This is a genomic window from Salinicola peritrichatus (assembly GCF_003206715.1).
Lineage (GTDB): Bacteria > Pseudomonadota > Gammaproteobacteria > Pseudomonadales > Halomonadaceae > Salinicola > Salinicola peritrichatus.
Map to the genome: position 1 here is coordinate 72,926 of NZ_PZJU01000010.1, position 26,421 is coordinate 99,346.

Annotated in this window: 22 protein-coding genes; 10 read left to right on the forward strand and 12 right to left on the reverse strand. The window is 62.7% G+C overall.

The annotated features are described in order from the left end of the window. Positions 1–66 precede the first annotated feature (66 nt). Together DOM57_RS05875 and DOM57_RS05880 are read left to right on the forward strand one after the other, a co-directional pair. Positions 67–561, forward strand: a complete 495-nt coding sequence (locus DOM57_RS05875; protein WP_110648296.1) for a peptidylprolyl isomerase — start codon at positions 67–69, stop codon at positions 559–561. 38 nt (positions 562–599) lie between these two features. Next, the gene (locus DOM57_RS05880) at positions 600–1,325 is read left to right on the forward strand and encodes a UDP-2,3-diacylglucosamine diphosphatase (RefSeq protein ID WP_110648297.1); all 726 of its coding nucleotides are present in this window, start codon (positions 600–602) and stop codon (positions 1,323–1,325) included. A 62-nt stretch (positions 1,326–1,387) separates the two neighbouring features. Here DOM57_RS05880 and DOM57_RS05885 read toward each other — a convergent pair whose 3' ends face one another. Beyond that, a complete protein-coding gene (locus DOM57_RS05885) occupies positions 1,388–3,385 on the reverse strand; it encodes an ATP-binding protein (protein WP_162619457.1) in 1,998 nt (665 codons plus the stop codon). 37 nt (positions 3,386–3,422) lie between these two features. Between DOM57_RS05885 and DOM57_RS05890 the strand changes: the two genes are divergently transcribed. After that, positions 3,423–4,478, forward strand: a complete 1,056-nt coding sequence (locus DOM57_RS05890) for an IS630 family transposase (protein ID WP_110648299.1) — start codon at positions 3,423–3,425, stop codon at positions 4,476–4,478. Here the strand turns inward: DOM57_RS05890 and DOM57_RS05895 are convergent. Both DOM57_RS05895 and DOM57_RS05900 read right to left on the reverse strand, forming a co-directional pair. Continuing rightward, positions 4,460–6,382 carry an ATP-binding protein gene (locus DOM57_RS05895; RefSeq protein WP_162619458.1) on the reverse strand — a complete coding sequence of 641 codons (1,923 nt, stop codon included), beginning with the start codon at positions 6,380–6,382 and terminating at the stop codon, positions 4,460–4,462. The two genes, DOM57_RS05890 and DOM57_RS05895, sit on opposite strands and share 19 nt — an antisense overlap. 84 nt (positions 6,383–6,466) lie before the next feature. Then, the gene (locus tag DOM57_RS05900) at positions 6,467–7,111 is read right to left on the reverse strand and encodes a MiaE family protein (protein WP_110648301.1); all 645 of its coding nucleotides are present in this window, start codon (positions 7,109–7,111) and stop codon (positions 6,467–6,469) included. A gap of 305 nt (positions 7,112–7,416) precedes the next feature. Between DOM57_RS05900 and acnB the strand changes: the two genes are divergently transcribed. Then, entirely contained in the window at positions 7,417–10,020 is a 2,604-nt protein-coding gene (acnB, locus tag DOM57_RS05905; RefSeq protein ID WP_110648302.1) for a bifunctional aconitate hydratase 2/2-methylisocitrate dehydratase, read from the forward strand. 105 nt (positions 10,021–10,125) lie between these two features. Here the strand turns inward: acnB and DOM57_RS05910 are convergent, their stop codons facing one another. Then, positions 10,126–10,425, reverse strand: a complete 300-nt coding sequence (locus DOM57_RS05910) for a hypothetical protein (RefSeq protein WP_110648303.1) — start codon at positions 10,423–10,425, stop codon at positions 10,126–10,128. Between the two features lie 281 nt (positions 10,426–10,706). Between DOM57_RS05910 and DOM57_RS05915 the strand changes: the two genes are divergently transcribed. Then, on the forward strand, positions 10,707–11,300 hold the full coding sequence (locus DOM57_RS05915) for an outer membrane beta-barrel protein (RefSeq protein ID WP_110648304.1): 594 nt from the start codon (positions 10,707–10,709) through the stop codon (positions 11,298–11,300). Between the two features lie 221 nt (positions 11,301–11,521). Beyond that, entirely contained in the window at positions 11,522–13,336 is a 1,815-nt protein-coding gene (locus DOM57_RS05920) for a glycerophosphodiester phosphodiesterase (RefSeq protein WP_110648305.1), read from the forward strand. Positions 13,337–13,488: 152 nt separating this feature from the next. On the opposite strand, the gene ppsA is transcribed toward DOM57_RS05920, so the two are convergent. After that, positions 13,489–15,861, reverse strand: coding sequence for a phosphoenolpyruvate synthase (ppsA, locus tag DOM57_RS05925; protein ID WP_110648306.1), 2,373 nt, complete (start codon positions 15,859–15,861; stop codon positions 13,489–13,491). A gap of 409 nt (positions 15,862–16,270) precedes the next feature. On the opposite strand from ppsA, the gene ppsR reads away from it, so the two are divergent. Next, positions 16,271–17,104, forward strand: a complete 834-nt coding sequence (ppsR, locus tag DOM57_RS05930) for a posphoenolpyruvate synthetase regulatory kinase/phosphorylase PpsR (RefSeq protein ID WP_110648392.1) — start codon at positions 16,271–16,273, stop codon at positions 17,102–17,104. A gap of 33 nt (positions 17,105–17,137) precedes the next feature. Here the strand turns inward: ppsR and DOM57_RS05935 are convergent, their stop codons facing one another. The 3 genes from DOM57_RS05935 to DOM57_RS05945 all read right to left on the reverse strand — a co-directional run bounded on the left by DOM57_RS05935 (position 17,138) and on the right by DOM57_RS05945 (position 19,556). Next, positions 17,138–17,710, reverse strand: a complete 573-nt coding sequence (locus tag DOM57_RS05935) for a hypoxanthine-guanine phosphoribosyltransferase (RefSeq protein ID WP_110648307.1) — start codon at positions 17,708–17,710, stop codon at positions 17,138–17,140. A 72-nt stretch (positions 17,711–17,782) separates the two neighbouring features. Continuing rightward, positions 17,783–18,799: a beta-N-acetylhexosaminidase gene (gene nagZ / locus DOM57_RS05940; RefSeq protein ID WP_110648308.1), complete on the reverse strand. Its 1,017-nt coding sequence runs from the start codon at positions 18,797–18,799 to the stop codon at positions 17,783–17,785. Positions 18,800–18,884: 85 nt separating this feature from the next. Further along, positions 18,885–19,556 (reverse strand): TetR/AcrR family transcriptional regulator, encoded by a 672-nt coding sequence (locus DOM57_RS05945; protein WP_110648309.1) that lies wholly within the window; start codon positions 19,554–19,556, stop codon positions 18,885–18,887. 207 nt (positions 19,557–19,763) lie between these two features. On the opposite strand from DOM57_RS05945, the gene lexA reads away from it, so the two are divergent. Both lexA and dinB read left to right on the forward strand, forming a co-directional pair. Then, entirely contained in the window at positions 19,764–20,411 is a 648-nt protein-coding gene (gene lexA / locus DOM57_RS05950) for a transcriptional repressor LexA (protein ID WP_110648310.1), read from the forward strand. Positions 20,412–20,431: 20 nt separating this feature from the next. After that, positions 20,432–21,475, forward strand: a complete 1,044-nt coding sequence (gene dinB / locus DOM57_RS05955) for a DNA polymerase IV (RefSeq protein ID WP_110648311.1) — start codon at positions 20,432–20,434, stop codon at positions 21,473–21,475. A gap of 48 nt (positions 21,476–21,523) precedes the next feature. Here dinB and purU read toward each other — a convergent pair whose 3' ends face one another. Then, positions 21,524–22,372 (reverse strand): formyltetrahydrofolate deformylase, encoded by an 849-nt coding sequence (purU, locus tag DOM57_RS05960; RefSeq protein WP_110648312.1) that lies wholly within the window; start codon positions 22,370–22,372, stop codon positions 21,524–21,526. Positions 22,373–22,700: 328 nt separating this feature from the next. On the opposite strand from purU, the gene DOM57_RS05965 reads away from it, so the two are divergent. After that, positions 22,701–24,305 carry a ribonuclease J gene (locus tag DOM57_RS05965; protein WP_110648393.1) on the forward strand — a complete coding sequence of 535 codons (1,605 nt, stop codon included), beginning with the start codon at positions 22,701–22,703 and terminating at the stop codon, positions 24,303–24,305. A gap of 207 nt (positions 24,306–24,512) precedes the next feature. Here DOM57_RS05965 and DOM57_RS05970 read toward each other — a convergent pair whose 3' ends face one another. The 3 genes from DOM57_RS05970 to moaE form a co-directional block, all read right to left on the reverse strand. Then, positions 24,513–24,803 carry an H-NS family histone-like protein gene (locus tag DOM57_RS05970; RefSeq protein ID WP_110648313.1) on the reverse strand — a complete coding sequence of 97 codons (291 nt, stop codon included), beginning with the start codon at positions 24,801–24,803 and terminating at the stop codon, positions 24,513–24,515. 161 nt (positions 24,804–24,964) lie between these two features. Next, positions 24,965–25,954 carry a GTP 3',8-cyclase MoaA gene (gene moaA, locus DOM57_RS05975; RefSeq protein WP_420820216.1) on the reverse strand — a complete coding sequence of 330 codons (990 nt, stop codon included), beginning with the start codon at positions 25,952–25,954 and terminating at the stop codon, positions 24,965–24,967. After that, positions 25,954–26,412, reverse strand: coding sequence for a molybdopterin synthase catalytic subunit MoaE (moaE, locus tag DOM57_RS05980; RefSeq protein ID WP_110648315.1), 459 nt, complete (start codon positions 26,410–26,412; stop codon positions 25,954–25,956). The genes moaA and moaE overlap by 1 nt, the downstream gene beginning before the upstream one ends. Between the last annotated feature and the right edge of the window lie 9 nt (positions 26,413–26,421).

Here is a 26,421-nt window from a genome sequence, read left to right on the forward strand (position 1 = left end):
CGACGCGTGCTGCCGGCGCCAAGCCGGCAAGCGCCTGGATATGGCCTCACTTTTTCAGGATTCTCCATGATCGCTTTGCAGACCAACTACGGCACCATCAAGCTCGAACTGGACTTCGAGAAGGCGCCGAAGACCGCCGCCAATTTCGAGCAGTACGTGCGCGACGGCCACTACAACGGCACCCTCTTTCACCGTGTCATCGATGGCTTCATGGTTCAGGGCGGTGGTTTCGATACCGACTTCGAGCAAAAGACCACGCGAGCTCCGATCGAGAACGAAGCCGACAACGGCCTGACCAACCAAAAGGGCAGCGTCGCCATGGCGCGGACCCAGGACCCGCACTCCGCCAGCGCCCAGTTCTTCATCAACGTTGCCGACAACGACTTCCTCAACCACCGCGACAAGAGCCTGCAGGGCTGGGGCTATTGCGTGTTCGGACGGGTCGTCGAAGGCATGGAGGTCGTCGACGAAATACGCCAGGTCGCCACCGGTCGGCGCGGCATGCATAGCGACGTGCCGGTCGAGGACGTCATCATCGAACGCGCCGAAGTCGAGGCCTGAGCGCCCACCCAGGGAACGGAGAGGAATAGAGCCCGCCCATGCAATTGCTGATTGCCGATCTTCACCTGCAGCCCAGCCAGCCCGAGATCGCCCAGGGCTTCGTCGATTACCTGCGTGGCCCCGCCCGGGAGGCGTCGTCGTTGACCATTCTCGGCGATCTGTTCGAGGCCTGGATCGGCGACGATTATCGTGGCGATTTCGAGCAACGGATCGTTGCCGAACTGCGCGCCTGCAGCGATGCCGGCACGCGCCTGGCCTTCATGCACGGCAACCGTGATTTTCTGATCGGCGAATCGTTCGCGGCGGACAGCGGTTGCGCGCTGCTGGAGGATCCCACGGTGGTGGAACTGGCCGGACAGCGTGTCCTGCTGATGCACGGCGACAGCCTGTGTACCCGCGACGAGGCGTACATGGCTTTCCGCCAGCAGGCACGCGATCCGGCGTGGCAGGCACGGATTCTGGCGATGCCGGTGGCGGAGCGGTTGGCGCTGGCCAAGCAACTGCGAGCGCAGTCGGGCGAGGCCAACTCCAACAAGGCCGAAGACATCATGGATGTCACGCCGTCGGCGGTGATCGAAACCCTGGAAACGCACGACGCCCGGATTCTGATCCACGGCCACACCCACCGTCCCGATGTGCATGATATCGAGGTCGCGGGAGAGCCCGCCAAGCGCTACGTGATCGGCGACTGGCGACCCGAGCGGGGCTGGCAACTACGCGTCGAGGACGACCGCTTGACGTTGGAATCGTTCGCGCTGCGCTGACACTCATCTTCCCGGTCCGGGCCGGCGTACCCGGCCGGGCCGGCATCCGCGGCGACCCGCGGCTACAGCTGGTAATCGGGTGTGCGCGCCGATGCGCTGACGTTGTCCAGCAACGTGCGCCAACGCGTCAGTACCGGCGCGTCGGACAGCGCCACTTCGCCCAGCCGATAGCGCAGTGCCCGCTGCTTGTCGCCGTCGCTCGGATCGATCAGCGACAGCCAAAGCGCAAGGCTGTTGAGTTCCATGTGCGGGCTGCCGACCTCCACCGCCCATTGGCGCGCCTCGTCGACCAGGCTCGCCACGACCTCCAGCGGCTGGCCCAGGCGATGCTTGACCCGCGCCATCTGCAGCGACAGCTGCGGCATCATCAGCGAACGCCGTGTTCGCGCCTGCTCCAGGCAGGGCTCGAGATAGCGTTCGGCACGCTCGATGTCATCCAGCGCCAGGCAGGCGTCGCCGTACCACAGGAAAGGCCGCTGATGGCGCTCACGACCGGTGAGTTCGATCAGCTGCGTCACGCCGCTTTCGATACGCTCGAGCCCGACCGGCTCACCCGCCAGCGACTGGCTCCATCCCAATACGCACATGGCTTCCAGATGCCAGCGCCTGAGATCGGCGGACTGCGTCATCTCGAAGGCGCGCCGCCCGCGTTCGGTCGCCAGATGAACGTGACCCAACTGGCGGTAGAGCGAAGCCGCGAAGATCAACGCCATCGCCAGCGACCCGGGATGACGGATGCTCTCGGCCAAGCGAACGGCTGCCTCCATCTGCTGTTCCGCGCGCCGGTAATCGCCCCGCAGACAGAGCGCCCAGCTCTGATAGCAGGCCGCCGCCACCTGCGGATGGTCCGAGAATGGCAACCACTCCAGCACCATCGGCTGACGCAATGGATCGAGCTGATCCAGATGCTCGTAGGCCAGGGCGACGTGGCCACTCCAGTATTCGCCGTGCGCGCGGGCATATAACGCCAAACGCTGGTAGCGCGCGTCGTCGATGCGCTGCGCCAGCTCGCGCAGTTGCTCCGCCAACTGTCCCGCATCGCGATCGGCATGGCGCTGACTGGCGCCGACCCACAATCCCCAGGTCACCAGGAAAGCCTGATCGTCGACATCGTCTTCATCGACGATCGCCTCCTTCCATAGCGCCTGCGCCTTGAGGAAACTCTCGTGCGCAGAGCTCGAGCCGTGCCCTTCGAGGGCATAACAGGCCTGCCCTTTCACCGTCAGCAGACTGATCTCACGCTCGGCGACACCGCCCTCCAGCAGCGCGAGGCAGGCCAGGCCGGCTTCCGCCATCTTCAGCGCGGTGCGATTGGCGCTGACCCTGAGCGCACCCCGGGCCGCCATCTCGAAGTAGCGTGCCCCTCTCGCCGGATCGCCGCTGCGCCGCAGGTGCTCGGCGAAATCGCCCGGGTGGCGGCTGATCCAGGCGGGATGCCGCGACTCGATCAGATTCACCACGCGCCGATGCAGGGCGGCTCGAACGTCCTGCGGGCAGGAAAGATAGGCCGCCTCCTGCAGCAAGGGATGGGTAAACTGGAAATCGTAGGGGTGGGTTTCACACGGCTCGATGATCTCGAGTCGTTGCATCTGCTCCAGTGCCATCCTCAGCGTCGCTTCCGGGAACTCCAGGCAGTCTCTCAGCATGCCGATCTCGAACTGGCGACCGAACACCGCCGCCACATGAGCTACCAGGCGGTCGTCGTGCAGTTGGTCGATACGGCTTGCCAACAAGCCGAGCAAGCCTCGCGGCAAGGCATCCACGTCGAGACGGCGCCCCTCGCGGCGGTCGATCTCCAGACGCCGGCAGATCTCCTGGAGATAGAGCGGCACTCCCTCGCAGCGCTCGATCAACTGCTCGCGCAGCCGGGCACTCAGGGAAAGGCGATGACGGCGTGCCAGGTATTCGAGCATGTCCGCGGCCTGGCGATCGTCCAGCCGCCCCAGCAGGATCTGCTGATCCCAGTTGAGCCTGACCGGCGGCACTTCGCGGTTCTGGTGCGACGCAACCAGCAGCAGCGCGGTATGGATCGGTAATCGTGCCTGCAAGTTGTGCAGCACTTTACTCATAAGTCAGAAAATAAGGGAACAAGCGATCATGCTTGTGGTCGAAGCGTTTATGAAAAGAGATGGCCGCAAGATATCGCGCAAGGCGCTGGAAGAGATGCGTCTGATGGCTTACGAGCGCATGGCTGAAGGCGAGCATCCGGCGGATGTATCGGCTTCGTTTGGCTTCCATCGCAGCTGGGCGTACAAGGTGCGCGCCAGGGCGCGCGGCCGCGGGCGTGGTCAGCGGGCATTGCGTTCGCGCTCGGGCACGGGCCGGCCGCGCAAACTGACCGCGGCCCAGGAACGCCAAGTGTTCCGCTGGGTCAATGGCCACAACCCCCGGCAGTACGGGTTCGACTTCGGCCTGTGGACGCGCCAGATCGTACGCGAGTTGGTGGCGGACACATTCGATGTGGCGCTGAGCCTGGCCTCGATCGGGGCACTGCTCGCGCGCCTGGGCCTGACGGCCCAGAAGCCGTTGCAGCGGGCCTATCAACGCGATCCCGAAGCGATCGCGCGCTGGCAGCGTGAGACCTACCCGGCGATTGTGCGCCAGGCCAAACGCGAAAAGGCCGAGATCTACTTCTGGGACGAGTCCGGCTTCCGGGCGGATGCAGTCCAGGGCCGGACCTGGGGCGTCAAAGGCCAGACCCCGGTAGTCCACGTGCCCGGCCAGCGCCAGGGCATCAGTGCGGCGTCCGCGGTCAACAGCAAAGGGGGCTTCTGGTTTGCCACCTATAGCGGGGGTCTGACCGGCGAACGTTTCGTCGAACTGCTCCGCGCGATGATGAAAGACCGGGATCGGCCGCTGCATCTCGTGCTCGACGGGCTGCCCGCGCACAAGAGTCGCGTTGTCCGGCGCTACGTCGAGGAACTCGAGGGACAGCTGACGCTGCATTTCCTACCGGGTTACGCCCCTGACCTGAATCCCGACGAGCTGGTGTGGAGTTATACCAAACGCACGGGTGTTGCCCGCAATCCGTTGCGCAAGGGCGAAAAGCTGGCTGACCGCGTGCATTCTCAGCTGGCCGATATCGCCGCCCGGCCCGACTTGGTGCGATCCTTCTTCAAGCATCCAAGTGTCGCCTATATTTCTGACTTATGAGTAAGCGACGGCTCGTCGAGCCACTGCAGGTCATCGACGATCACCACCAGCGGTCGACGCGCGGCGGTCACCTCCAGAATCAGCGACTGAATCAGCCGCGTCACCAGTTCGACCGCCTCGTCGGCATCCTCCCGTGCCAGCGGCTCCCGGCCGAGCACGTCGATCAACAACCGGCGGCGCTCCGCACCGATCTTCTCCAGCGAGACGGTGCGATCGATCAGCGCTTCCAACGCCTCTGCCGCCGGTTCGCCATCGAAATACCAGCGCAGCAACGATTGCACCAGGCCGTAGGAGGCCTGGCTCGACAGCCGTGTCGTCGGCCGCCAGAACAGCGCAACGTCTTCATGCTGCAGGCGCTCGCGAAAATGGATCATCAGCGCCGATTTACCGATGCCGGTATCACCGAGCACCAGGATACTCTGCCGCAACCCCAGCGCGACGCGCGCCAGACCGTCGCGCAGCTGGCGCAGCTCCGCCTCTCGCCCCATGAGATTTGGCGGCAGTGCCTCCCGCCCGGCGGAGCCCACACCGAGTACCAGCGCACGGCGTTGCACGCGACCATCGCTGCTGATCAGTCGCGTGGTCAACCGCGACTGCAGATCGAAGGCCGGCGGCAGGTGTTGACTCGCGTTGAGCGAGATGACCAGTTCGCTATTCTCAGCGGCGGCCATCATCGCCAACGCGACCTGGGTCACGTCACCGAACGGATCGATCGCTTGGCGTTCCGGCAACCAGATCACGCGACCACTGTCCAGGCCTGCCGTCAAGGCGAAGCGCGGCGGCGATTCGCTGCCGCTCCACACCGCTTCGAGTTCCCGCGGCAATCCTTGCCGACAGTGGTCGAACAGCGCCACCAGTTCGGCCAACTGGTGCGTCGGCCCATGGGTCCCGAAACAGGCGAGCCCGATACCGCTGCCCACGCTCGCCTGCCAAAAACCGCCGAGATGATGACATTGCGTTTCCAGCCACTGAAACAGCTGATCCTGCGCTTTCAGCGAGGCCAATGCCTGGCCGAGATCGTTGCCGGTGTCCTCCGGTCTGAGCGCGATCGCCATCACCGTGATCTGGCGGTAGTCGATATCCTCGGCGGAATAGTCGTCAACGCACTCTCCAGGCACCGGAGCGCCCGGTTTTCCGCCACGATCGCGCCAATCGCCGATACGCAGACTGGTGCTGGGCATGTCCGACCAGTGACGCGCCAGCTGCAAAAAGCCGGGTTCCGGCTGCTGGCCGGACAACGCCAACTGCTGCAGAAAGGTATTGAATTGCTCGCGGGCAGCCGCGAACTGCCCCTGCTCCGCCAGTTGCTTGACCAGACGCTCGTGAAACGGTCCATAGCCGGCGAAGCGCTGGAGCAGCGTGCGCAACAGCGACTCGGGCAGTGGCGTCGGCGCTTCGAGCACACGCTCGGCATAATCGATCAGACGCTGGCGCCACTCGCCACGCGAGCGCACCAGCCACTGCTGGTAACCGACACACTGCCCGAGGTGCAATTCTCCAGCCAGATCGCCGCGATAGTGGTCGAGCAAACGCTCCAGCGTCTCGACGCTGGGCGGCAACAGCAGCAGGCGCTCGGTCTCCCGCACGTCCCATTCGACGGTCACGGGCAGTTCGAAAGCGATGGTCTGCCGGGTTACCGACAGCGATGCCTCGGCCAGATCGCCCAACCCCTGGCGCAGGCAGTGCAAGGCATGACGAAGATTCGTCCGCCCCGATTTCATGCCCTGATCCGGCCACAGCATTTCCGCCAGGAAGGCGCGACTGACCGGTTGCTCTTGCATCAGCAGATAGACCAGTAGCGCCTTGACCTTGTCGTAGCTGAACTGGGTCAGCGTCGAGTGGCCCTGCTGATAGCTGAAATGGCCGAAGAGCGAGATTGTTGTTGTAGCTCGTTCCTGGTTCATCGTCACCATTACTTGGTCGTCGTCACGACCATTCAGTCAATCAGAATTCAGCGCCGCGGCCCGACAGCGCCTCGTAGTTTCACGTCATGCCGTCTCCGCCGGCACACCGCTGTGGAAGCGAAACAGGACGTCGTCGCTTTCGATGAGTTCACGCTCGTGCCCGGCGAAAACCGCAACGCGTTCGGCGACGCTGGCCTTGTCCGCGTAACGCTCGGCGAGACCGATATAGTCCTCGAAGTGACGCCCCTCCGAGCGCACCAGCGAGCGGTAGAACCTGGCCAGCGTCTCGTCGAGGTGGGGGATCAAGCGCGCGAAGCGTTCACACGAGCGCGCCTCGATGAACGCGCCGACGATCAGAATGTCGATCAGCCGCTGCGGTTCCTCCCGCGCCACGTGCTGGCGCAGCCCCTCGGCATAGCGCGAGGCCTGAAGGTGCGAATAGTCGACACCGCGCTCCTGCATCAACCCGACGACCTGCTCGAAGTGCAGCAGCTCCTCGCGCGCCAATTGCGACATCTTGGTCAACAGCTCGGGGCGGTCGACGTAGCGGAACATCAGGCTCATGGCCGTCGATGCCGCCTTCTTTTCGCATTGCGCGTGATCGATCAACAGCAACGCCGGGTTGTCCAGCGCTGCCCGCACCCATCGATCAGGGGTGGGACACGGTAGAAATTCGAGCAGTTCGCGCGGCAGCGTGTCATCGGTCGAGGTATCGGTATAAGCAGTCATTTGTCGGCGCACGGCGATGAATATGGAGTATGCAGCAAGGAGCAACACGGCAAGGTGACTCGATGCGTTGAATCATGGTGAACCTTCGGCAGCCCGGCTTCATGGTAGCGCCTGCCCCGCCAGACTTCGATACCCTTTGGTCGCGCATGCCCCGCCGACAGGCGGCGCGATGCCGCTTCTTAACATTGTCGACAGTTTCACGTAGACTTCGCAGCGCCCACCGCAGCCGACCGAATCGCGGTTTTTGGCCGCCGACGCCGGTCGCGTCGCTCATGCGGCTCTGACACTAGATGAGGGTCTCCACCGTGCTTGAAGCTTACCGCCAACATGTCGAGGAGCGCGCCGCCGATGGCGTGCCGCCGAAACCGTTGAATGCCGAAATGACCGCACAACTGGTCGAGTTGCTGAAGCAGCCCCCGGCCGGCGAAGAGGCGTTTCTCCTCGAACTGATCACCGATCGTGTGCCGCCGGGCGTCGACGAAGCCGCCTACGTCAAGGCCGGTTTCCTGACCGCCATCGCCAAGGGCGAGGCGGCTTCCCCGCTGATCGACAAGATCCATGCGGTCAAGCTGCTGGGGACCATGCAGGGCGGCTACAACATCGCCACGCTGGTCGAACTGCTCGACGACGAATCGCTGGCCCGGGAAGCCGGCGAGCAACTCAAGCACACCCTGCTGATGTTCGACGCTTTCCACGACGTCGCCGAACGCGCCAAGAACGGCAATGCCGTCGCCCAGGGCGTGCTCGAGTCCTGGGCCGAGGCCGAATGGTTCCTGGCCAAGCCGGCGCTGCCCGGAAAGATCAGCATCGCCGTGTTCAAGGTGCCGGGCGAAACCAATACCGACGACCTCTCGCCCGCGCCGGACGCCTGGTCGCGTCCCGACATCCCGCTGCATGCCAATGCCATGCTCAAGAACCCGCGCGACGGCATCGAACCGGAGGTGCCCGGCACCAAGGGTCCGCTGGCCCAGATCGAAGCGGTCAAGGCCAAGGGCTTCCCGGTCGCCTACGTCGGTGACGTGGTCGGTACCGGCTCCTCGCGCAAGTCCGCCACCAACTCGGTGCTGTGGTTCTTCGGCGACGACATTCCCCACGTGCCCAACAAGCGCGCCGGCGGTTTCTGCTTCGGCGGCAAGATCGCCCCGATCTTCTTCAACACCATGGAAGACGCCGGCGCGCTGCCGATCGAGATGGATGTCGAAAAGCTCGAGATGGGCGACGTGATCGACGTCTATCCCTATGAAGGCAAGGTCACCCGTCACGACAGCGACGAAGTGATCTCGACCTTCGAACTCAAGACCCAGGTCATTCTCGACGAAGTTCGCGCCGGCGGCCGCATTCCGCTGATCATCGGCCGCGGCCTGACCGAGAAGGCACGCAACGAACTCGGCCTGCCGGGCTCCGAGGTCTTCCGCAAGCCGGAGCAGCCGATCGATACGGGCAAGGGCTTCAGCCTGGCGCAGAAGATGGTCGGCAAGGCCTGCGGCATGGACGGCGTCCGCCCCGGCATGTACTGCGAACCGAAGATGACCACGGTCGGTTCCCAGGACACCACCGGCCCGATGACCCGCGACGAGCTGAAGGATCTGGCCTGTCTCGGCTTCCAGGCCGACCTGGTGATGCAGTCGTTCTGCCACACCGCCGCCTATCCCAAGCCGGTGGACGTCGAAACCCATCACACCCTGCCCGACTTCATCATGAACCGTGGCGGCGTCTCGCTGCGCCCGGGTGACGGCATCATCCACTCGTGGCTCAACCGCATGCTGCTGCCGGACACCGTGGGCACCGGCGGTGACTCGCACACGCGCTTTCCGATGGGCATCTCCTTCCCGGCGGGCTCCGGTCTGGTCGCCTTCGCCGCCGCCACCGGTGTGATGCCGCTGGATATGCCGGAATCGGTGCTGGTGCGCTTCAAGGGCGAGCGTCAGCCGGGTATCACTCTGCGCGACCTGGTTCATGCGATCCCCTACTATGCCATTCAGCAGGGCCACCTGACCGTCGCCAAATCCGGCAAGAAGAACATCTTCTCCGGCCGCATTCTGGAGATCGAGGGCCTTGAGGATCTCACCGCCGAGCAGGCGTTCGAGCTTTCCGATGCCTCCGCCGAGCGCAGCGCCGCCGGCTGTACCATCACGCTGTCCGAGGAGAGCGTGACCGAGTACCTGAACTCCAACGTCACCCTGCTGAAGTGGATGATCGAGCAAGGCTACGGCGACCGCCGCACCCTCGAGCGCCGCATCCAGGGCATGGAAGAGTGGCTGGCCAACCCGAGCCTGATGCGTGCCGACGCCGACGCCGAATACGCCGCGGTGATCGAGATCGACATGTCCGAGATCGACCAGCCGGTGCTCTGCGCGCCCAACGACCCGGACGACGCGCGCCTGCTCTCCGAAGTCGCCGGCGAGAAGATCGACGAGGTCTTCATCGGCTCGTGCATGACCAACATCGGCCACTTCCGCGCCGCCGGCAAGCTGCTCGAGAAACAGCCCGCCGGCAGCCTGAAGACACGCCTGTGGCTTGCGCCGCCGACCAAGATGGACCAACATCAGTTGACCGAGGAAGGTTACTACGGAATTTACGGCAAGGCCGGCGCGCGCATGGAAATGCCCGGCTGCTCGCTGTGCATGGGTAACCAGGCACGCGTGGCGCCGAAATCGACCGTGGTATCCACGTCAACGCGTAACTTCCCCAACCGTCTGGGCGACGGCGCCAATGTCTATCTGGCATCGGCAGAGCTCGCGGCGATCGCTGCCGTCGAGGGCCGCCTGCCGACGGTCGAGGAGTACAAAGCGACCATGGGCGAGTTCAATGCCATGGCGGGAGAGATCTACCGCTACATGAACTTCCATGAGATCGAGGACTTCCAGAAAGCGGCCGCTACCGTCATTCCGGTCGCGCAGGAAGCCTGAATCACTCTTCCGATGCTCGCAGCTTCACGAAGAGGTCACCGAAACGCCCCGCCAGCGCGGGGCGTTTTTTTGGCACTCCCTACTATTGTTGGCGCCCCCTACGCTTCAGCCAACCGTCGGCAACGCCTCGATCCCGTGACACCAGAACGGATGCCAGCCGCCCTCCTTGCATGCCACCTCGATCGCCTCACGATCCGCGCCGTGGGCGTAAAGCAGATAAGACACTTCATGGCGCCGGCACAGCGCCCGGACCTCTCCTGGATAGACCAGCCTCACGCCACCGACATGGGTACCATGCTGCCAAGGCTCCTCGGTCACCATCGCCACGACCTCGTAGCGCCCCTGCAGTCGGTTCAACCAAGCGTAATAGTCGGTATCGCAGCCGCATAGAATGACCGCCGGCACCGAAGCCCGCTGTCGTCGCCCCCGCCACCAGCACCCGAAATGCCTCTTGATCGTGCCGACCACGTCACCTCGCAGATCGTGAAGTCAAAGAAAACACAACACTATTGTCCGCATCATGGGCATGCTCGCCAAGCACGACGGCGAGGCTTGCGTCCATCGCAGGCGGAATTTACAGTCTCAGCAAGTATCGAACGCTGTTCGAGATGTCGCCGAAGCGCGGCTCCATGCCATGGAGGCCGACGAGGAACGCTCTTTTCGGGGCACATTTAAGGAGATTCCGCATGAAAATTCACCCCTGGCTGGCACTGTCGGCCGTTCTATCGCCACTGTTGTTCGTCACTCCCGCCGCCCAGGCCGCCAATGCCGACGGACTTTACGTCGGGATTGGTGGTGGCTACGGCAAGGTTCAGAGTAGCGACAGCGAGGTCGGAAAATTCGCCGACGCCAGCGGCGGAAACTATCACATCGATGACGACGATAGCGTCTACAAGGCGTTCGTCGGCTACGAATATAACCGCTACTTCGCCACCGAGGCGTTTTACGCCGACCTGGGCAAGCCCAATATCATCCGCGGTGGCAACGTCGTCGACCTCAAGAGCAAGGCCTACGGCCTGAGTCTGGTCGGCAAACTGCCGATCGCCGCCGGTTTCGAACTTTTCGCCAAGGCCGGCTTGGCCAGATGGGACGTGGATGCCAGGGGCGATCTTGGTGACGGCAACGATCTCGACGACAACGACGGCATCGATCCGATCTACGGCGCCGGCGTTCAGTTCCACTACCAACATTTCCTGGTTCGCACCGAATACGAACGTTACGATTTCGATAGCGACTACAAGATCGATGCCTACACCGCCTCGGTAGGTTGGCAATTCTGAAGCCGATCATCGGTTCGAGTGCTCGAACACGACCCCGTCGGGTCGCCCCATCGGGGCGGCCCTTCTCTTTGCTGCAAGTCTCCGATATCGGACAAATTCGATGCCCGAGCACGTGGGTCGACTTGCATGAATGACAGTTCGACGACGACACTGAAGAGTCATCGGACCGGTCATGAGTGCCGGTTGTACTCTCGATCCAGGAAGGATTTCCACACAGGCTCATGCTTGCTCCCAGATCGCTGATTCAGGACATCACCCGCCAGATTCGCGCCCACTTTCGTTCGCTGATCGCTTTTCATCTGTTTTTCACCCTGCTCGCCACCGCCGTCTGGGTGCCGTTGTCGGCGGGCACGCTGTCCGGCCTGCTGCGCCGCATCGGCAAGCCGGTGCTCAGCAACGGCCAGATTCTGGACGTCGCGCTCTCGTTCTGGGGGCTGGTCTGGTTACTGGCCGCCATCGGCCTGAGTTTCCTGGTGATCTTCCTGCAGCAAGCCGGCATGATGCTGGTCGTTTCCAGCCAGGCCGGCAGTCGCTACCGCGTTGCCATGAGCGCTCTGTGGCACTTGGTCCGCCGCTTTCCGGCACTGGCGATGCTGACCTTCCTGCAGGTCGGCACGCACCTGTTGCTGGCCGCGCCTTTCGCCATCGGTCTGGCGCACCTCTACGACTTCCTGGTCGGCGGCATCGAGCCATACGTGCTGCTACGCGTCAAACCGCCCGAATTGTGGGAATTCGTGGCCATCGCCGTGCCGATCCTGGCCGTGCTGGTCTGGCTCAGTGCCGGACTCTACTTTCGCTGGTTCCTGGCCCTGCCGGCGATGATGCTCGACGGGCTGCGTCCGATCGCCGCCCTGAAGCGCAGCCACGAATTGACCCAGGGAAGGCGTTTGCGCATGGCACTGCTGGCGGTCGGCACGGCCATCGCGGTGGCGGCGATTCCGATCGGCTTCACGCTCATCTTCAATTCTCTCGGCGGGCCGCTGTTGGGTCACCTGCCGGAGCGCTCCAGCGTGCTGATCCCGGCCATGCTGCTCTATCTGGCGCTCTACATTCTCGCCACCATCGCCCTGACCTTTCTGGGTATCGCCGCCAACAGCATGCTGGTGATCACGCTCTACCACCGCGCCACCGATCGGGCCCCCGTCTTTCGTCCACGGCCATCGCCGCATCACTCCGGCATCATTGCCTGGAGCGCCGAGATCCTGGTCCTCGTCTTTGCCCTCGGCCAGGCCGGCTGGGTACTCCACGGCTTCGAGATCAACGACCAGGTCGAGATCACCGCACATCGCGGCAGTTCGCTCAAGGCTCCGGAGAATACCCTGGCATCGATGAATCAGGCGATCGCCGACGGCGCCGACTATCTCGAGTTGGACGTGCGCCTGAGCGGCGACGGCCAGGTCGTGGTCTCGCACGACAACAACCTGCGGCGGCTGACCGGCGTCGATCGCAATATCAATCAGATGACGCTCGACGAGATCGAACAGGTGGATGTCGGCGCCTATTTCGGCGATGCCTTCGTCGGCGAGCGGATTCCCACCTTCCAGCAGATCATCGACAATGCCAAGGGCCGCATCGGACTCTACGTCGAGCTGAAACCGGAGCCGGGCGACACCGAGCGACTCGCCGCCAAGGTCATCGATCAACTGAAGGCGAGCGACATGCTGGATCACGCCGTCATTGCCTCGCTCTCCCCCGGCGTGATCGGCGTGGTCAAGGATATCGACAGCAAGATGCGCACCACGTTGTTTCTACAGTTCATCCTGCCCGGCGCACTCAACACCACCGATGCCGATATCATCGGCCTGCGCCACACCCAGGCCAATCCGAGCCTGCTACGCACCATTCACGGCACCGGGCGTGGCGTGGCGGTGTGGACCGTCAACGATCCCGGGGACATGTCCCGCTACATCGACATGGGGGTCGACAACATCATCACCGACCGCCCCGATGCGCTGACAGCGATCCTGGAGGAGCGCCGGCAGATGTCCGACGGTGAGCTGCTGCTGGTGAAGCTGCGCAACTGGCTGCGCTCATGAGGCTGCGCTCAATAACCGGCGACGCTCGCCGGCTTTCCGAACGAAGCCTCCAATCCGTGCATTGATCGGCGCTCAAGTAAAAAAACGGTGCGAGGTTAATCGCACCGGTTTTTTCGTTGTGACGCCGATTATGGCGGTATCGAGCGAATCGGTCAGCCGAGGGTTTCACCCGCCAGCATGAACCAGGTTTCGAGCACCGCGTCCGGGTTGAGGGAGACGGAATCGATGCCCTGCTCCATCAGCCACTTGGCCAGTTCGGGGTGATCCGACGGCCCTTGGCCGCAGATGCCCACGTACTTGCCCTGCGCCTTGCACGCCTGGATCGCCATCGACAGCAGTTTCTTGACCGCCGGGTCGCGCTCGTCGAACAGGTGCGCGATGATGCCGGAATCGCGGTCCAGGCCCAGTGTCAGCTGCGTCAGGTCGTTGGAACCGATCGAGAAGCCGTCGAAGTATACGAGGAATTCGTCGGCCAACAGCGCATTCGCCGGCAATTCGCACATCATGATGATCTTGAGGCCATTCGCCCCCCGCTTGAGGCCATTGGCCTCGAGCAGCTCGACTACCGCCTTGGCTTCGCCCGGCGTGCGCACGAACGGCACCATGATCTCGACGTTGTCGAGGCCCATCTCGTCGCGCACGCGCTTCAGCGCCCGGCATTCGAGCTCGAAACAGGCACGGAAATCATCGGAGATGTAGCGCGAAGCACCGCGGAAACCGAGCATCGGGTTTTCTTCGCCGGGTTCGTAGAGCTTGCCGCCGATCAGGTTCTCGTATTCGTTGGACTTGAAGTCGGATAACCGCACGATCACGCGCTTGGGATAGAACGCCGCCGCCAGCGTGGAAATGCCCTCGACCAGCCGGTCGACATAGAAACTGACCGGATCGGCATAGCCGGCGGTGCGCAGATCGATGGTCTGCTTGAGATCGGTGGAGAGCTTGTCGTAATCCATCAGCGCCCGCGGATGCACGCCGATCATGCGGTTGATGATGAACTCCAGACGCGCCAGACCGACACCCTCGTTGGGCAGCCCCGCGAAGGCGAAAGCGCGGTCCGGGTTGCCCACGTTCATCATGATCTTGAACGGGATCTCCGGCATGCTGTCGACGCTGGTGGCCTGGCGGTCGAATTCGAGCTTGCCCTTGTAGACGTGGCCGGTGTCGCCCTCGGCGCAGGAGACCGTGACCTCGATATCGTCTTCCAGCAGTTCGGTGGCATCGCCGCAACCGACCACCGCCGGAATGCCCAGTTCGCGGGCAATGATCGCAGCGTGGCAGGTGCGTCCGCCGCGGTTGGTGACGATCGCCGAGGCCCGCTTCATGATCGGCTCCCAGTCGGGGTCGGTCATGTCGGTGACCAGCACATCGCCGGATTGTACCTTGTGCATCTCCTCCGGCGACTCGACCAGCTTGACCTTGCCCTGGCCGATACGCTGGCCGATGGCCCGGCCACTGACCAGCACACGCCCCTTTTCCTTCAGCGTGAAGCGCTCCAGCGAGCCCACCTCCTGGTTCGACACCACCGTCTCGGGGCGCGCCTGGACGATGTAGAGCTTGCCGTCGTCGCCGTCCCGGGCCCATTCGATGTCCATCGGGCGACCATAGTGCTGCTCGATGATCACCGCCTGACGCGCCAGCGCCATGACATCGTCGTCGCTCAGGCAAAAGCGCTGGCGATCGGCCAGCGGTACGTCGACGGTCTTGACCGAGCGTCCGGCGGCCGCGTCCTCGGTGTAGACCATCTTGATCCGCTTGGAGCCTAGCGTACGCCGCAGCACGGCCGGCTTGCCGGCGGCCAGCGTCGGCTTGTGAACGTAGAATTCATCGGGATTGACCGCGCCCTGGACCACGGTTTCCCCCAGTCCCCAGGCACCGGTGACGAACACCGCGTCACGGTAGCCGGACTCGGTATCCAGGGTGAACATCACGCCACTGGCCGCGGTTTCGGAGCGCACCATCTTCTGCACGCCGGCGGAGAGCGCGACGTTTTCGTGCGGGTAACCGCGATGGACGCGATAGGAGATCGCGCGGTCGTTGAACAGCGAGGCGAACACCTCGTGAACGGCGCGCTTGACATTGTCGAAACCGTCGATGTTGAGGAAGGTTTCCTGCTGGCCGGCGAACGAGGCATCGGGCAGATCTTCCGCCGTCGCCGAGGAACGCACCGCCACCTTGAGATTGGGATGCTTGGCCTGCAGCGTCTGGTAAGCGTCGGCCAAGGCATTCTCGAACGACGGCGGCAGCGGCGTCTCGATCACCCACCGGCGGATCTTTTCGCCGACCTTGGCCAGCATCTCGGTGTCGTCGACATCGAGCTTGGCCAGCTCGGCGTTGATGCGCTCGTTCAACCCCTCGTGCGCCAGAAATTCCCGATAGGCATAAGCCGTAGTGGCAAAGCCGCCCGGCACGGTAACGCCGGCTCCCGACAGGTTGGAGATCATCTCGCCGAGCGAAGCGTTCTTGCCGCCGACGCGCTCGACATCGGTCATGCCCAGTTGTTCGAATGTGATGATGAACGGTTCCAAAGCCATCTCCTGGTCGTTTCGACTGGCCATTCGCAATGGCCGTTTTCAACGGAAAGGGGTGCGTTCCGCTGCACCTCGATGGAGCCAGAAGCTAACAGGCGACTTTGGGCTTAGCCAGAAGTTTAAAGGCGTAGAGTTTGGAGTATTTTTACAAGAATCCCGGCTTTCACGAGATTTTTGTAGTCGGCAAGCGGTTGACGCAATGAGTTGCCCAGGCTCGGAATTTCGGTCGACAATGCATGGGTAACGCTGCATAAATGTCTGCGCAGGCGAATCACTGCGTTGCGCGGTGCTCGGACTCCTCACCTATACCCCATAGGCTCCGGGTCCTGCGCTCTGTGCGCCTTGCGCTTCATCCTGCTCGCACTTATTCAGCATTTCCCTTGACCGACGATCACGGATGGACGCCATGACCCGCACCGCTTTCTTCATCTCCGACGGCACCGGCATCACCGCCGAAACCCTCGGCCGCAGCCTGCTCTCGCAGTTCGAGAACACCGACTTCACGCAGATCACCAAGCCCTATATCGACACCCTCGACAAGGCCCGCTCGCTGGTCGGTATCATCGAGGCGACTGCCGAACGCGATGGCGTTCGGCCCATCGTCATCGACACCATCGTCGACCAGGCAGTGCGCGATATCGTGGCCCAGGCGCCGGCGTTCATGGTCGATATCTTTTCGACTTTCCTCGCGCCGCTGGAAGAGGAACTCGAGACTCACTCGACCTACACCGTCGGTCGTACCCACGCGATCGGCCGCGACGATGTCTACATGCACCGGATCGAGGCGGTCAACTTCGCCCTCGACAACGATGATGGCGCCAGAACGTATCAATATGAAGAGGCGGATATCATTCTGATCGGCGTTTCCCGCTGCGGCAAGACGCCGACGTCGCTCTATCTGGCACTGCAGTTCGGCATCCGCGCCGCCAACTATCCGTTGACCGAGGACGATCTCGACGAAAACGGCACTCTCACGCTGCCCGCCTCGTTGGCCAGGCATCGGCACAAGCTATTCGGTCTGACCATCGATGCCCGGCGCTTGTCGGCCATTCGTACCGAGCGCCGCCCCAACAGCCGCTACTGTTCGATGGACCAGTGCATGCAGGAAATTGGCCAGGCCGAAGCGCTCTATCGGCGACACAACATTCCCTTCATCGATACCACGCGCTTCTCGATCGAGGAGATTTCCACTCGCATGATGAACGAAACCGGCCTGCAGAGACGTTTCAGCCCGCGCTGAGCAGGCTGAAATCCGAACCGACTGGGCAGTCCGTCATAGATCCTTGGGCGCGAAGATGCCCGGCGCGTTGCGCCAGTAGCCTTTGTAGTCCATGCCGAAGCCGAACACGTAGCGATCGACCACTTCCAGGCTGCAATAGTCCGCCTTCAGATCGGGTACCGCCTTGCGCTCGTGGCGCTTGTCGACCAGCACCGCCGTGGCGATGCTCTCGGCGCCGGCCTGACGACAATATTCCAGGATCGCCGCCAGGGTCGCCCCTTCGTCGAGAATGTCGTCGACGATGACGACATGGCGCCCGGCCATGGGAATTTCCGGCGATACCCGCCAGAACAGCTCTCCACCGCGAACACCGCCGCGATAACGCGTGGCATGCAGATAGTCGACTTCCAACGGAAAACCTAGCCGGGTCAATAGATGCCCGGTGGTGATCAGGCCGCCATTCATGACGCAGTAGAACACCGGCAACTTGTCCCCCAGATCCCGCGTGATCTCTTCCGCCATGCGGTCGAGCGCGCGTTCCACCTGCGCCTGGTCGATCAGACAGTCGGCGTTGTCCATGACGTCCTGCATCGAGCTCAACGCATCGGTCGGCAAAGTTTGAGTCATCGTCTTCCAATAATCCGGTAAGAGCGGGCGGCACCGCGGTAATCCTCGCAGCGCCGCGATAGATTGGCCGGTTCAGTAGGCCTCGTTGAGCGCTTCCAACCTGGCATGGGTGCGTCGCCAGCGCGAGATCGCCGCCAACGACTCCAGGCTGGGCCGGGCTCGGGCGTAACGCAGCTTGGCGACACGCTGAGCTTGCCGCCCCTCGCAGCAAGCCACCACCTCGCGCGCGTCGGCCGGGGCGTTGCAGATGACCGCCATGTCGCAACCCGCGCTCCAAGCCGCCTGAGCGCGCTCGGCGGGCGTTCCCGCGGCATGCGCCGCCGCCATGGTCAGGTCGTCGGAGAATATCGCCCCCTTGAACCCCAACTCCTCGCGCAGCAGTCCCAGCCAACTGGGCGAGAATCCGGCCGGGCGATCGTCGAACGCCGAATAGACGACGTGAGCCGGCATCACGGCATCGAGCTTGCCGGCTAGCCGGGCGAACGGCACCAGATCGCGCTCGCGCAGGGCATCCAGCGGACGGGGGTCCTCGGCGACGCTGTGGTGGGAATCCTGCCGCGCCCCGCCGTGACCGGGGAAATGCTTGCCCACCGCAACCATGCCGGATTCGTGAAGGCCTTCGATAAAGGCGCCCGCCAGCGCCGCGACGACCTCCGGATCGGGCGAAAAACTGCGCGAACCGATGGCCGGCGATTGATCGTCGTCGAGATCGAGCACCGGGGCGAAACTCAGGTCGAAGCCACAAGCCGCCATCTCCATCCCCAACAGCCAGCCGGTATCCTGCGTCAGCGCCAACGCTGCCTCGGGAGATTCGGCGAACTGGCGACCGAACGCCGCCATGGGCGGGATCTGCGTGACGCCTTCCTTGAGCCGCTGGACACGGCCACCCTCCTGGTCGATCGCCACCAGCACGTCGGGTCGACATGCACGAATCTGCTGGATCAGCGCCTGCGTCGTGGCGGCGTCCGGCGTGTTCCTGGCGAAGAGAATCACGCCGCCGACTTCTGGACGCGCGATCAGCTGTCGCTCCTCTTCTCGCAGCTGGGTGCCTTCGACATCCAGCATCACCGGACCGAGAGGTTGAGTCATAGCAGTCACCTGAAACCGTGAAGCGCCCGATTCTAGACGACGCGGGAGCGTCATGACAGAGGGCGTCGTCGCGCGGACTGCGCGATTAGTGAGCCGCGATGGCGCTCTCGTCTTCGACTGGCGCGGGCAACGGCGCCTGCATGCCGGCGACCACCACCGGTCGCAAGCGCCGAATCAGATCGCGCACCGACATATGCTGGTGATATTCGTTGTCGGCGATGTCGCGCAGGGCATCGAGCCCGGAAAGCGTGAATACCACCGTCCCCAGCATGAAGTGCAACCGCCAGAAGCGCTCGACGTCCGGCAGGTCCGGCGTCGCCAGGCGCAGGCAAGCCACGAAACGATTGAACGTCTCGCCGTAGTGTTCCTGGATATAACGGCGCAAATGTCCCTGCGCCTGGGTATAGGCCAGCCCCAGCAGCTTCATGAAGATCTTGAGGCTGTTGCGTTCGGCGGGCACTTCCAGGACGCTGGTGGCGAGCTGTTCGAGCAGCACTTCGAGCGGAATGGGCTGTCCGGCGTAGCGTGCTTCCAGCGCATCGAGAGCGATATTGAGGCGTTCGGCGAAGGGATCGAGGTAGCGTGCGAAAACCGCTTGAATCAGTGCCTTCTTGGAGCCGAAATGGTAGTTGACCGCCGCCAGATTGACCTTGGCACGTGTGGTGATGTTACGCAGCGACGTTTCGGCAAAGCCTTTCTCGGCGAACAGCACCTCGGCGGTATCGAGTATCCGGGTCACGGTATTGGATTGGGCCATGCGCCACCTCTCGCCTGAAAACATCCGTTTAAAACACTTTCGATCTAAGCACCCTTTGGCGCAGCGCACAATCGAGGCCAACGTCGAACCACGGTTCCTATGGCTCGACAGCGTGGTGGTCGGGCTTTCCTCAGCGGCGATGACTGGATACAATCCCAGGCTGTATACATGCACAAGCCTGATTGGATCAGGCTCTGGGAGATGCCCATGTCGCGACCGCTCACCGCCCGGCAGCAGAACGTATTCGACTTCATCGTCAAGACGATGAACGAGTTCGGCTACCCCCCTACCCGCGCCGAAATCGCCCGCGCGCTGGGCTTCCGCTCCCCCAATGCCGCCGAGGAACACCTCCGCGCACTGGATCGCAAGGGTGTCATCCGCATGATCCCCGGCACGTCTCGCGGCATTCGCCTGCCGGCGGGCGTCAACGAACAGGAAACCGCGGAGAGTGCGGACCAGGGTCTGCCGATCATCGGTTACGTCGCAGCCGGCAGCCCGGTGCTGGCAACGGAGCATATCGATCGTTACTGCCCCCTGTCGGCCGATTACTTTTCACCCAAGGCCGATTACCTGCTGCGCGTGCGCGGCCTGTCGATGAAGGACATCGGCATTCTCGACGGCGATCTGCTGGCGGTGCACCGCACGCAGGAAGTGCGCGATGGCCAGATCGTGGTTGCCCGGCTCGAAGACGATGTCACCGTCAAGCGTTTCACACGTCAGGGCCGTCACGTCACGCTGCTGGCCGAAAATCCCGATTTCCCGCCGATCGAGGTCGATCTGGAGCATCAGCATCTGGAAATCGAAGGCCTGGGCGTCGGCGTGATTCGCGGTGGCAACGGCCTGGGCCTGCAGTAAGCGCGCTCCCATCTCCATCCATGCGCAAGATCCTTCACGCCGACTGCGACTGCTTCTACGCAGCGGTGGAAATGCGCGACGATCCTGCGCTCAAGGATATTCCACTGGCGATCGGCGGCAGCGCCGATCGTCGTGGCGTCATCGCCACCTGCAACTACCCGGCGCGAAAGTTCGGGGTGCACTCGGCAATGCCGACGGCACGCGCGATGCGCCTCTGTCCGCAGCTCAAACTCCTCCCTCCGGACTTCAACAAATACCGCGACGTCTCGCGACAGATTCAGGAGATCTTCCATGAACTGACGCCCTTGGTCGAACCGCTGTCGCTGGACGAAGCCTATCTCGACGTCACCGACGTGGCCCGTTTTCGTGGCAGCGCGACCTGGATGGCCCGTTGGCTCAAGCAGGAAGTGCTCGCGCGAACCGGGATCGTCGTTTCGGTCGGCGTGGCCCCCAACAAGTTTCTGGCCAAGATCGCCAGCGACTGGGACAAACCTGACGGCCTGTTCGTGATTCCGCCCGGCGAGATGGAGCGTTTCATCACCGACCTGCCGGTCAAGAAGCTTCACGGCGTGGGGCCGGCGACCGCCAGAAAGCTAGAGCAGCAGGGAATCGCCACCTGCGCGGATCTGCGCGACCAGCCGCTGGAGAGGCTCTTCGATCAGTTCGGCAAGTTCGGCCAGCGTCTGCACGAACTGGCCCAAGGTATCGATGAGCGCCCGGTCAATGTCACTCGCGAGCGGAAATCGGTCAGTGTCGAAACCACCTATGATCGCGACCTACCCGATCTCGCCCGCTGTCATCAAGCGCTGGAAGTGCTGATCGCGAAGCTGGGCGAGCGCTTGACGAGGCACGGCGATCCCGCGATCGCCAAGCAGTTCGTCAAGGTGCGCTTCGACGACTTCACCAGTACCACCCAGGAGACGGGAGCCTGCGGCGTCGTTCACGCGCGCTTCCATGAACTGCTGGAGAGCGCCTGGCAGCGCGGAGGCCGTCCGGTCAGACTGCTCGGCGTCGGCGTACGCCTGCTGCCGCTCGATCGGCGCCAGTTGGAACTGTTTCCTTAGACCCATTGCTGATTGATTAAACGCTTTCCGTGCGGTTTCGGGCGCGTATCAAGAAAAGACAACGGTCTTGTTGCCGTGTATCAACACCCGATCCTGCAAATGCCAGCGCAATCCCCGCGCCAAGACCGCTTTCTCCACGTCACGCCCCAGACGCACCAGATCCTGCGGCGTGTGGCAGTGCGACACGCGCTGGATGTCCTGCTCGATGATCGGCCCCGCATCGAGCTCCTCGGTCACATAATGGCAGGTCGCCCCGATCAGCTTGACCCCACGCTCGAACGCCTGGTGATACGGCTTGGCGCCGGCGAAGGACGGCAGAAAGCTGTGGTGGATGTTGATCACGCGGCCGGCGTAGCGTCGGCACAGGTCCGACGGCAAGATCTGCATGTAGCGCGCCAACACCACGCTGTCGGCTTCGGCCTCCTCGATCAGGCGTTCGACTTCGGCGAATGCCGGCGCCTTGTCGGCAGGGTCGACGGGAACGTGATGGAACGGGATGCCATGCCAATCCACCAGCGCGCGTAGATCGTCGTGGTTGGAGATGACGCACGCGATCTCGCAATCGAGCTCGCCAGCCGACCAGCGGTAAAGCAGGTCCACCAGGCAATGGGATTCTCGTGAAACCATCAGCACCACGCGCTGGCGCCGGCTCGATTCGCTTAGCCGCCAGCTCATGGTGAATTCCTCGGCAATGCTGCCGAAGGCCTCACGAAAGGCGTCGGCACTCATGTCGTCGGACTGAATGTCGTAACGCATGAAGAACCGCCCTGCGTTCAAATCGGAATGCTGGTTGGCCTCGACAATGGAGCCTCCCTGACTGGCAATGAATCCCGAGACACGGGAAACGATACCCACACGGTCAGGGCAAGAGACGATCAGGCGATAGTTATGCGGCATGGCTCATCAAAACGACTCAGGGAAATGGTCCCCAAACGGGGTCGAGGATCGGCGACGCCAAGGCAAACGACGACGGACGAAGGCGCCGATCCACTCGGGCGGCGGGCATTGTACCCGATTCCGCCCAAGGGAGTGCATGGGGGGCGAACGGGACGAACGATCCGGCCCACGCCGTGCATCGGCGTTTGAGCGCGTCGAGAGGCATGACTTATAGTGAAACCAGACTTTCCCTTTAAGGATGCTGATGTTCCGTCCGCGCGTGCAGATCCGCCCCCGCACTTATCCACCGTTGCTGTTTCACCCTCTGGGCGGCTGCGGTGAAATCGGCATGAACCTATCCCTGTATGGCTACGATGGTCACTGGATCGCCGTCGACTGCGGCATGATGATCCGTCAGGACCTGCCCGACCTTCCCCTGCAGATTCCCGATATCGAGCATTTGGCGGCCAACGCCATGGTGCCGGAAGCGATTTTCATCACCCATGGCCACGAGGATCACCTCGGCGCCCTGGCCTGGATCTGGCCGCACTGGGGCTGCCCGATCTATGCCACCCCGCTGGCCGTCGAGATGCTTCGCATCAAGTTTCTCGAACAGGGTCTGAAGACCGATGCGCTCAAGCCGATCTCGCCGGGCAGCCGGGTTTTCAGCGCACCGTTCGAGGTCACCTTCCTGCCGGTAACGCACTCCATCCCGGAAAGCTGTGCGCTTTCGATCGTGGCCCCGAACTGCCGGGTGCTGCATACGGGCGACTGGAAACTCGACGATCGTCCGGTCATCGGGCCGGCGATCTCTGCCTCGCAGTTCCAGGCGCTCGCGCCGGTCGATCTCGTGGTGGCGGATTCGACCAATGCCGACGTCGAGGGACACTCGCGTAGCGAGACCGAAGCCGCCGATGCGCTGGAAGCGGTGATCGGTGCCTGTACCGGTCGTGTCGTGGTCAGCTGTTTCGCCAGCAATATCGCGCGTATCAAGGCGCTGGGACGTATAGCCGAACGTTGCAACCGTCGGGTCGCTCTGCTGGGACGCTCGATGGAACGCATGGTGTCGATCGCGCTGCGACTCGGCTACCTCGATGACTTTCCGCCCCGGGTTCCAACCCACGATCTCGGTTATCTGCCAGCGGGAGAAGTCCTGATCATCGCCACCGGAAGCCAGGGCGAGCCTCGCTCGGCGCTGTCGCGACTGGCCCAGGGACGCCATCCCGCCATTGATCTGGAACCCGGCGACGCAGTGATCTTCTCGGCGCGCGCCATTCCTGGCAATGAACGTTTGATCGAACGTCTGAAAAATGGCTTCAAACGTCTCGACATTCAAATTCACGACGAGAATTCCAATCCGGCGCTGCACGCTTCCGGCCACCCCGCCCGTGAAGAACTGCGTCAGCTCTACGCCTGGCTGAAACCCAAGCTGCTGCTGCCGGTTCACGGTGAAGCACCACATCAGGAGGCGCACCAAGCGCTGGCAACCTCGCTTGGCATTCAGGTCCCCCTATTGGCGCAAAATGGGGCCTTGTTGGCGTTGGAAAACGACACCTTGGTCATGCGCTCGCAATACCATCTTCGGCCCCGATTGATTGCCGCGAGAGTGCGGCCCGGAGAACGTCAGGTGCCGATTTCTCCTCGCCATCAGCCGCGATCATTGTCGATCGCCTTGACGGTGTTGCCGACGCAGACGGGTTGGACGCGAGTCGGCCGGCTCCTATGGGACAGCGACACGACCCTGCCACTGGACGAGGATGCGCTCGCGGACTGGCTGGATCAGCGGATCGATGCCATTCCCGCCGAAACGTTATTGCAACTTCGCCAACAGTTGTTCACGCCGCTGCGCGAGTGGCTTCAGGACCGGCTGCCGCTGCTGCCCGAACTGCATTTGCAATTGATGCCAGCCGACCCACAACCGGAGTATGAAGTTCGTTCCGCTTCTTCGCGTTAGTGTCCGAATTCGAATTCATGACAAGCATCGGAAGCAGGATCGCGTCGATCCTGCCCGGTCGCATCTGAACGACTCGATATGATGAAAAGCGCGGCGACCTTTCGGCCAACGCGCTTTTGGGTTCATGCCACTCACTATTCTGCCGTTCGGCAAGCTAGCTCACCGGCTCTGTTAAATGGCGAATACCGGAGCTTCGAAAACCTTATCTTATGCCTTGTTGGCATTTTTCGGTGGACGACCGCGACGCTTACGCGGCTGCTCGCCTACCAGATCGTCCATCGACAACCCAGCATTGTTCATCGCCTCGCGGATTTCGGCGAGTTTCTTTTGCTTGTCCGCTTCTTCTTTCTGGCGCTGATGATCTTCCTGCTGCTTCTGCTCGATCACTTCACCGATGACTTCGGACAATTTATGAAGCTGTTCCATGCTCAACTGTCGCGCGGCCGCACGCGCGACATTCTTGTTACGAGCGATGCGTTCCAATGATTCGGTGGACATCGTCCTCTCCTTGCTGGGTCCCGATAACGGCATTGCGCCGGATGATTTTCTGAAAGTATATGCTTGCGACATCTTTTGGCAAGAAATTAAATCAAAAAGACACGCGTTAATCGCGTGTCTTTTTAACCAAAGTACAGCGTCGCTGGCGTGGAGAAAGTCGTTCAGCCACCCGTCATATTCATGAATCGCACGACCTGCACATCGCCATCGGTAGTGAAGTGATGACGCTCCGGCTTCAGATCCATCGCCTCGATAATCTGCGCTTTCAGTGGTTCCAGTTCGCCCGGATAGCGGCGTAACGTCTGGCGCAGATCGACCGAGTGTTCGTTTCCGAGACACAGCAACAAGCGCCCTTCTACAGTGACACGCACGCGATTGCAGGTACTGCAGAAGTTGTGACTGTGCGGAGAGATGAATCCGATCCGGCTGCCGCTATCCGCCATACGGAAATAGCGCGACGGTCCCAGCGTGGATTCGGGGGAGGGAATCAGCGGATAACGGGTTTCGATGTGCGCTTGTACGTCATCGCTGGAGTAGAAGGTTTCTCCGCGCGAGTGATCCGATACATCGCCCAGCGGCATCTCTTCGATGAAGCTGATGTCGACGCCTTCTCGACGGGCAAAATCGACCAGGTCGAGAATTTCGTCGTCGTTGCGCCCCTTGAGGATGACGGCATTGAGTTTGATACGTTCGAAACCTGCGTCCTGGGCGGCGTGAATGCCGTCGATGACACGAGCGAGATCGCCGGTCCGGGTCAGACGACGAAAACGCTCGGGATCCAGAGAGTCCAGGCTGATATTGAGCCGCGACAATCCGCCGTGCCTCAGCGTGGCGGCGTGCTTGCGCAAACCGGCCCCGTTCGTGGTCATGGCGAAATCCTTGAGCCCCGGTAAACGACCGATATTGCCTACCAGCTCTCCGATGCCCTGACGCACCAGCGGCTCGCCGCCGGTCAGGCGGATCTTCTCGACCCCCAACTCGGTGAAAGCACGCGCGACCTGATGCAGCTCCTCCAGCGACAACACCTGAGCCCGCGGGAGAAAGGTCATTTCCTCGCTCATGCAGTAGACGCAGCGAAAATCGCAACGATCGGTCACCGAGATCCGCACGTAGCGAACCTGGCGCGAAAACTTATCGACCAAGGCTGTCATCATTGCTCCCAACGACCGGCATCGTCCCGGTCGCTTTGTCGTTCCGAGACCCAATAGTCACCGCTAGCGGTGTGTTCTTTCTTCCAGAAAGGCGCTCGGGTTTTCAAATAATCCATGACGAAGTCGCAAGCCTCGAAGGCGGCTCGGCGATGGGCGCTGGCAACCAAGACCAGGACAATGGGATCACCGGGCCGGAGCCGGCCGACACGATGGGTCACGCTAACCGCTTGCAGGTCCCACCGAGACAAGGCTTCCCGAGCGATCGCTTCGAGAGCACGCTCGGTCATGCCGGGAAAGTGCTCCAGGGTCAGGGACTGCACATCGGGCCGTTCATTGAAGTCTCTGACCAGGCCGGTGAAGCTGACTATTGCCCCGATATCGCTGCGCCGTCGCGTCAGCCACTGCTGCTCGGCACCGATGTCGAATGCGGCTTCCTGAACCCGAATGTCGACCGTCATCATCGGCTC

Excerpts from the sequence above, each read along its gene's own strand:
- DOM57_RS05915 (WP_110648304.1), top strand. The coding sequence starts at position 10,707 with ATGAAAATTCACCCCTGGCTGGCACTGTCGGCCGTTCTATCGCCACTG.
- ppsR (WP_110648392.1), top strand. The coding sequence starts at position 16,271 with ATGACCCGCACCGCTTTCTTCATCTCCGACGGCACCGGCATCACCGCC.
- purU (WP_110648312.1), bottom strand. The coding sequence starts at position 22,372 with ATGCCGCATAACTATCGCCTGATCGTCTCTTGCCCTGACCGTGTGGGT.
- DOM57_RS05880 (WP_110648297.1), top strand. The coding sequence starts at position 600 with ATGCAATTGCTGATTGCCGATCTTCACCTGCAGCCCAGCCAGCCCGAG.
- nagZ (WP_110648308.1), bottom strand. The coding sequence starts at position 18,799 with ATGACTCAACCTCTCGGTCCGGTGATGCTGGATGTCGAAGGCACCCAG.
- DOM57_RS05970 (WP_110648313.1), bottom strand. The coding sequence starts at position 24,803 with ATGTCCACCGAATCATTGGAACGCATCGCTCGTAACAAGAATGTCGCG.
- DOM57_RS05895 (WP_162619458.1), bottom strand. The coding sequence starts at position 6,382 with ATGAACCAGGAACGAGCTACAACAACAATCTCGCTCTTCGGCCATTTC.
- DOM57_RS05900 (WP_110648301.1), bottom strand. The coding sequence starts at position 7,111 with ATGACTGCTTATACCGATACCTCGACCGATGACACGCTGCCGCGCGAA.
- DOM57_RS05945 (WP_110648309.1), bottom strand. The coding sequence starts at position 19,556 with ATGGCCCAATCCAATACCGTGACCCGGATACTCGATACCGCCGAGGTG.
- moaA (WP_420820216.1), bottom strand. The coding sequence starts at position 25,954 with ATGACAGCCTTGGTCGATAAGTTTTCGCGCCAGGTTCGCTACGTGCGG.
- DOM57_RS05920 (WP_110648305.1), top strand. The coding sequence starts at position 11,522 with ATGCTTGCTCCCAGATCGCTGATTCAGGACATCACCCGCCAGATTCGC.
- DOM57_RS05965 (WP_110648393.1), top strand. The coding sequence starts at position 22,701 with ATGAACCTATCCCTGTATGGCTACGATGGTCACTGGATCGCCGTCGAC.
- lexA (WP_110648310.1), top strand. The coding sequence starts at position 19,764 with ATGTCGCGACCGCTCACCGCCCGGCAGCAGAACGTATTCGACTTCATC.
- DOM57_RS05890 (WP_110648299.1), top strand. The coding sequence starts at position 3,423 with ATGCTTGTGGTCGAAGCGTTTATGAAAAGAGATGGCCGCAAGATATCG.
- DOM57_RS05935 (WP_110648307.1), bottom strand. The coding sequence starts at position 17,710 with ATGACTCAAACTTTGCCGACCGATGCGTTGAGCTCGATGCAGGACGTC.
- DOM57_RS05875 (WP_110648296.1), top strand. The coding sequence starts at position 67 with ATGATCGCTTTGCAGACCAACTACGGCACCATCAAGCTCGAACTGGAC.
- dinB (WP_110648311.1), top strand. The coding sequence starts at position 20,432 with ATGCGCAAGATCCTTCACGCCGACTGCGACTGCTTCTACGCAGCGGTG.
- moaE (WP_110648315.1), bottom strand. The coding sequence starts at position 26,412 with ATGACGGTCGACATTCGGGTTCAGGAAGCCGCATTCGACATCGGTGCC.